Raw genomic sequence first — 5,567 nt, 5'->3', positions numbered from 1 at the left:
AGTCAGATTCATAAATGAATCAAGTAATCATTTATGGAGGGGGGGAAATTAAGCTTATGGCTTAATGAGGCCGCGCCGCAGAGAAGGCGACAGGATCGCGTACTTATTCGAAAAGGAGTGCGTCGGCGACGGCTAGCAGGGGGCAGTGGAGAAACCACTGCGGGGCCGAATGTACCACCTGAGTTTCTGAGCGTCTAGCCCTGAATACGCAAAAAGCCCCGCAATTTGCGAGGCTTTTTTTAATGCACTTTACAGCGACGCTTAGATGTTGGCGTCGAGGAAAGCTGCCAGCTGCGACTTCGACAGTGCGCCGACTTTGGTTGCTTCAACGTTGCCGTTCTTGAACAGCATCAGCGTCGGGATACCACGCACGCCGTGCTTGGCCGGGGTTTCCTGGTTTTCGTCGATGTTCAGTTTGGCAACGGTCAGCTTGCCTTTGTAAGTCTCGGCAATCTCGTCCAGAACCGGAGCGATCATTTTGCAAGGACCGCACCATTCAGCCCAGTAATCGACCAGGACAGCGCCTTCGGCCTTGAGTACGTCGGCTTCGAAGCTAGCGTCGCTAACGTGTTTGATAAGATCGCTGCTCATGGAATTCTCCAGGTTGTAAGCAAAAAAACGTGGCCCATCATAGCCGCCCTTCCCCTGTTCAGGAAGCCGCAGATGATTGAGTCTTGCTATGGCACTCGATGAGTTTGGGTATAGCTGAGATAGCGAAATTTTGGAAACCAAAAACGAAGGGACTGCTCGCGAATCATTCGACGCACAGCTCACATTTCCACGACTGACGTCGCACTCAAAAAAAACAGTTCCGAGCTTTGAGGAAAATCACCAAACCGCTAGTCTCTCGATCTGCGCAAAGGAAGTTGGCGTTTAAGTAAAAAAACAATCCAAATCCTGGACAACTTCTGGCCTCTATGCCACTCGAGCAATCGCTATTCCATGCGCACGAGAACCAAACCAAATGGCCGCCTAACTACTTATGCAGAGACAGCTTTAGCTCATGGACATATTCTTCTGACAACTCTTTATCCATCGCGAACAATTTATCTATATCCTTAAGACTTATGGAAATAGAAACCTCTTGATCCGGCCCTATATTTTCCGCCCGAACAAACTCATCAAAGACATTCTCATACAGATCATTATACGTCCGATGCATATCTTCATACTTGCTTGAAATGCTTTTCATAGCAGGCTTCCTTCTAAAAAAGTTTAGCCATTTAAAACAATGCGCCTTCATGGCTTCTTATCTTCCTTCCAAAGATCAACAAATGTATTAAAGCAGTCCAGCCTTGAAAAATACATTGATATGACCTTTGAAACAAAAAACGTAAATTGTTGATGCTTCCTTAAATCAAACTGTTTCGGCTCACTACTCGTAAACACTAGCACGCCAACGACCTTATCGCCTACTTTTTTATTATCTATCGCATCACGAAGAGTAATAGAAATTGGCTGTGATATAAAAGATCTATAGTATTTCTGATCGTCCTTGGCGGTCTGAGTATGCGAACTGGCATCACTTTTGGTTATATCGTCACAAAACTTTACCTTGTTTTGGACAAAAGCAAGACCCACATGCCCGATTCCAGGCTTCCACCGGCGACCAGTGGTAGCAATTCTGTTGTCACATGACCGCCATATTGCTGCAAGCTCTTTATGACTTTCGCTATAAACATATACAGCCATATTGTAGTAAGACTTTCCGGAAAACCCGAATATCTCATGCCTTCCATGAACTATTGAAGACATCATGGACGCCAACCCATATTCAACCATTTTCAAGCTCAGGAGATTACTTGAGGGAAACAGCTTAGTATAGGCAAGATATGCCTCAACAAAATCATCCATCGCCTCCACTACTAAGCTCATGGCGAGCCGTTGACTCGATATATTTTCCAGCGCCCCTTGAATAGCGTCCACTTCATCCAAATTAATATCAAGACGCTCATTCAAAACAGCAACGTCGTATGACGAAACTCGAGTCTCCTTCATTCTATAAAGAATAAAATTCAAAAATACATGCAATGAAATAAAAGCGAAAGCGGAGAAGGAAATAAATAAATTCGCGGATATGTACGCGCTCAGCGCATCCCAGAGAGACACATCAGGTTTTTTGGAATATTCAAGAAACATATGAGTGATAAGCACACCAATGATGATGGGTGCAAACAACGTATTCCAAACATTCACCAAGACAAATACAGCATCTAAAATTTTAGACTCATTCCTCTTGTTCGCCTCATTCCTCTGCAAGATCCCCGCAACCGAAACCTCCTCTTCGACTTCCCGGATAAAATCTTTTCTTTTTGTGTTCAAGATGCAGTCCTTTTGAAATAAATCCCTAACCCTATGATTTTATTATTTTTTGCAAGCCTGCATGTAGATTTTTTTTGATAGGAACTACCCACCTAGCGCTAAAGATAGCCAACTCTTCATTAAATACGAAATTTGATGAAGCACCATTTAAAAGATGAAGGCGATTCCGGTGCGCAGCGCGGCATTGCGCACGTGCTCCTGCATGGCTTTTTGCGCGGCAGTCGAGGCACGGCGAGCGAGGGCGCGAAGGATTTTGCGGTGTTCCTGCCAGGTTTCCATGGCGCGTTCGGCACGGATGAACGGTAGTTTCTGGCTCTCGAGGAACATCTCGGCGCTGGCGGTGAGGATGCTCAGCATCGCCTGATTGCCGCTGGCCAGGAGAATGCGCCGGTGGAATTCGAAGTCGAGTTTCGCTGCCGCCTCAAAGTCGCCGGCCTTCAATTGCTCGCGCATCGCCGCGACATTATCCTCCAGCGCATCCAGATCAAACGTGCTCAACGTCACTGCCGCCAACCCGGCGGCAAAGCCTTCCAGCGCATAGCGCAACTGAAAAATATCCAGCGGCGACGCCTGCGCAGCGAATGACCAGCCCGGCGCGTTTTCGCCCGACGACAACTCCACCGGCGCCTGCACGAACACGCCTTTGCCCGGCTGAATACTGACCACGCCCAACGCACTCAGCGATGACAACGCCTCGCGCAACGACGCCCGGCTCACCCCCAGTTGCAACGCCAGATCGCGTTGCGACGGCAAGGCATCGCCGGCGCCGAAACCCTGTTCGGTGATCAGTTTGCGGATCGCTTGCAGCGCCACTTCGGGTACTGCACGGGAAATCGAATTCATGGTTATTCAGACGCGTCAGGCCAATGTGCGGCTAGTTGTAAAGCTATTCGCCGAGTCCGGCAAGTCATGCCCCAGCGGGGTTCGGTGATCGCGACCGATGCGCTATCGCAGTGCGAAAAACAACCTGACTGTTCAGACCAGTAAGACCGAACAAAGCCGCTGAAACCGCGGCCTGCCGCGACGACAGCCACATATTGGCACGGCGCATGCTCTGTCCGAACGCAGAAATCACTTCTCGCCGATCCGGAGATTGTCCATGACCAAGCGTTACAGCGCCCTCCTCGCCGCCCTGTTTTCCAGCCTGATGCTCAGCCAGATACCTGCTCACGCCGACGGTCTCGATGACGTGGTCAAACGCGGCACGCTGAAAGTTGCCGTGCCGCAAGACTTCCCGCCGTTCGGCTCGGTCGGCCCGGACATGAAACCTCGTGGCCTCGACATCGACACGGCAAAACTGCTGGCCGACCAGCTCAAGGTCAAACTCGAGCTGACCCCGGTCAACAGCACCAACCGCATCCCGTTTCTCACCACCGGCAAAGTCGATCTGGTGATTTCCAGCCTCGGCAAAAACGCCGAGCGCGAGAAAGTCATCGACTTCTCCCGCGCCTACGCACCGTTCTACCTCGCGGTGTTCGGCCCGCCAGACGCGGCGATCAACAACCTCGACGACCTTAAGGGCAAGACCATCAGCGTCACCCGTGGCGCCATCGAAGACATCGAATTGACCAAGGTCGCCCCCGAAGGCGTGACCATCAAGCGCTTCGAAGACAACAACTCGACCATCGCCGCTTACCTCGCCGGGCAGGTCGACCTGATCGCCAGCGGCAACGTGGTGATGGTCGCGATCAGCGAGAAGAACCCGAAACGCGTGCCGGCACTGAAAGTGAAGCTCAAGGATTCGCCGGTTTACGTCGGCGTGAACAAGAACGAAGCGGCGCTGCTGGCCAAGGTCAACGACATTCTGACCAGCGCCAAGGCTGACGGCGCGCTGGAAAAGAATTCGCAGACCTGGCTGAAAGAGCCGCTGCCGGCCGATCTCTGATCGACTGCGCGGGAGACCTCCATGGCTTATCAGTTCGATTTCATGCCGGTGGTGCAAAACACCGACCTATTGCTGCGCGGGGCGCTGTTCACCCTTGAGCTGACGGCCATCGGCGCGCTGCTCGGGGTTGGCGTGGGCATTGTCGGGGCGTTGGTGCGGGCGTGGAACATCCGTCCGTTCTCGGCGATCTTTGGCGTCTACGTCGAGTTGATCCGCAACACGCCGTTTCTGGTGCAGTTGTTCTTTATCTTCTTCGGCCTGCCGTCGCTGGGCGTGCAGATTTCCGAGTGGCAAGCGGCGGTGCTGGCGATGGTGATCAACCTCGGTGCCTATTCGACCGAGATCATCCGTGCCGGCATTCAGGCGATTCCGCGCGGGCAACTGGAAGCCGCAGCGGCACTGGCGATGACGCGTTTTGAAGCGTTCCGCCATGTGGTGCTGCTGCCGGCGCTGGGCAAGGTCTGGCCGGCGCTAAGCAGCCAGATCATCATCGTCATGCTCGGTTCGGCGGTGTGTTCGCAGATCGCCACCGAAGAGTTGAGCTTCGCTGCCAACTTCATTCAGTCGCGCAACTTCCGCGCCTTTGAAACCTATGCGCTGACCACGTTGATCTACCTGTGCATGGCGCTGCTGATTCGCCAGTTACTCAACTGGATCGGCCGTCGTTACATCAGCCGAAGCGGGGGCCGCGCATGAGCGATTTCACCTTCTGGGACATCCTGCGCAACCTGCTCATCGGTCTGCAATGGACGCTGGCATTGTCGCTGGTGGCGTTTATCGGCGGCGGCCTCGTCGGGCTGCTGATCCTGATCATGCGCATCTCGAAAAACCCTCTGTCGAGCAATATCGCCCGCACTTGGATCGAGCTGTTTCAGGGCACGCCGCTGTTGATGCAGCTGTTTCTGGTGTTCTTCGGCGTGGCCCTGGCCGGGATCGAAATCTCGCCGTGGATGGCCGCAGCGATTGCCCTGACCTTGTTCACCAGCGCTTATCTGGCGGAGATCTGGCGCGGTTGCGTCGAGTCGATCGCGCATGGCCAGTGGGAAGCCTCGGCGAGTCTGGCGCTCAATCCTCTGGAGCAACTGCGCTACGTGATCCTGCCGCAAGCGCTGCGCATTGCCGTGGCGCCGACCGTGGGTTTCTCGGTGCAAGTGGTCAAAGGCACCGCGGTGACCTCGATCATCGGCTTCACCGAATTGACCAAGACCGGCGGCATGCTCGCCAACGCCACGTTTGAACCGTTCATGGTCTACGGCCTCGTCGCCCTCGGCTACTTCCTGGTTTCGCGGGCAGAGGGGCGAGGGGGTGGCGGTGGGGGAGTTTCCCGGGGGGGCGGGGGGGGAAGACCAGAAAGGGTTAA

Annotated in this window: 7 protein-coding genes; 3 read left to right on the top strand and 4 right to left on the bottom strand. The window is 53.7% G+C overall.

Going from position 1 to position 5,567, the window contains the following annotated elements; translation table 11 throughout:
• Positions 1 to 261: 261 nt before the first annotated feature.
• The 4 genes from trxA to ACIP66_RS28010 form a co-directional block, all read right to left on the bottom strand.
• A complete protein-coding gene (gene trxA / locus ACIP66_RS28025) occupies positions 262 to 591 on the bottom strand; it encodes a thioredoxin TrxA (protein ID WP_003206727.1) in 330 nt (109 codons plus the stop codon).
• Between the two features lie 385 nt (positions 592 to 976).
• A complete protein-coding gene (locus ACIP66_RS28020) occupies positions 977 to 1,192 on the bottom strand; it encodes a hypothetical protein (RefSeq protein ID WP_400652463.1) in 216 nt (71 codons plus the stop codon).
• A 47-nt stretch (positions 1,193 to 1,239) separates the two neighbouring features.
• Positions 1,240 to 2,322 (bottom strand): GAF domain-containing protein, encoded by a 1,083-nt coding sequence (locus ACIP66_RS28015; RefSeq protein WP_400652461.1) that lies wholly within the window; start codon positions 2,320 to 2,322, stop codon positions 1,240 to 1,242.
• A gap of 147 nt (positions 2,323 to 2,469) precedes the next feature.
• Positions 2,470 to 3,165, bottom strand: a complete 696-nt coding sequence (locus tag ACIP66_RS28010) for a FadR/GntR family transcriptional regulator (RefSeq protein WP_400652459.1) — start codon at positions 3,163 to 3,165, stop codon at positions 2,470 to 2,472.
• A gap of 256 nt (positions 3,166 to 3,421) precedes the next feature.
• On the opposite strand from ACIP66_RS28010, the gene ACIP66_RS28005 reads away from it, so the two are divergent.
• The 3 genes from ACIP66_RS28005 to ACIP66_RS27995 form a co-directional block, all read left to right on the top strand.
• Positions 3,422 to 4,207 (top strand): transporter substrate-binding domain-containing protein, encoded by a 786-nt coding sequence (locus tag ACIP66_RS28005; protein ID WP_400652456.1) that lies wholly within the window; start codon positions 3,422 to 3,424, stop codon positions 4,205 to 4,207.
• Positions 4,208 to 4,228: 21 nt separating this feature from the next.
• Positions 4,229 to 4,903 (top strand): amino acid ABC transporter permease, encoded by a 675-nt coding sequence (locus tag ACIP66_RS28000; protein WP_053124909.1) that lies wholly within the window; start codon positions 4,229 to 4,231, stop codon positions 4,901 to 4,903.
• Positions 4,900 to 5,567: amino acid ABC transporter permease (locus tag ACIP66_RS27995; protein WP_400652453.1), on the top strand; the 668-nt coding region annotated here is incomplete at its 3' end. The genes ACIP66_RS28000 and ACIP66_RS27995, both read left to right, overlap by 4 nt.

Source organism: Pseudomonas sp. NPDC088429 (genome assembly GCF_044753305.1).
In the GTDB taxonomy this organism is placed as follows: domain Bacteria; phylum Pseudomonadota; class Gammaproteobacteria; order Pseudomonadales; family Pseudomonadaceae; genus Aquipseudomonas; species Aquipseudomonas rustica.
The sequence above is the reverse complement of the archived record's forward strand: the minus strand, read 5'-3'. Positions and strand labels throughout refer to the sequence as shown.

Bases quoted from the DNA above. Each gene is read 5' to 3' on its own strand.
- ACIP66_RS28020 (WP_400652463.1), bottom strand. From the start codon at position 1,192: ATGAAAAGCATTTCAAGCAAGTATGAAGATATGCATCGGACGTATAAT.
- ACIP66_RS28005 (WP_400652456.1), top strand. From the start codon at position 3,422: ATGACCAAGCGTTACAGCGCCCTCCTCGCCGCCCTGTTTTCCAGCCTG.
- trxA (WP_003206727.1), bottom strand. From the start codon at position 591: ATGAGCAGCGATCTTATCAAACACGTTAGCGACGCTAGCTTCGAAGCC.
- ACIP66_RS28000 (WP_053124909.1), top strand. From the start codon at position 4,229: ATGGCTTATCAGTTCGATTTCATGCCGGTGGTGCAAAACACCGACCTA.
- ACIP66_RS28010 (WP_400652459.1), bottom strand. From the start codon at position 3,165: ATGAATTCGATTTCCCGTGCAGTACCCGAAGTGGCGCTGCAAGCGATC.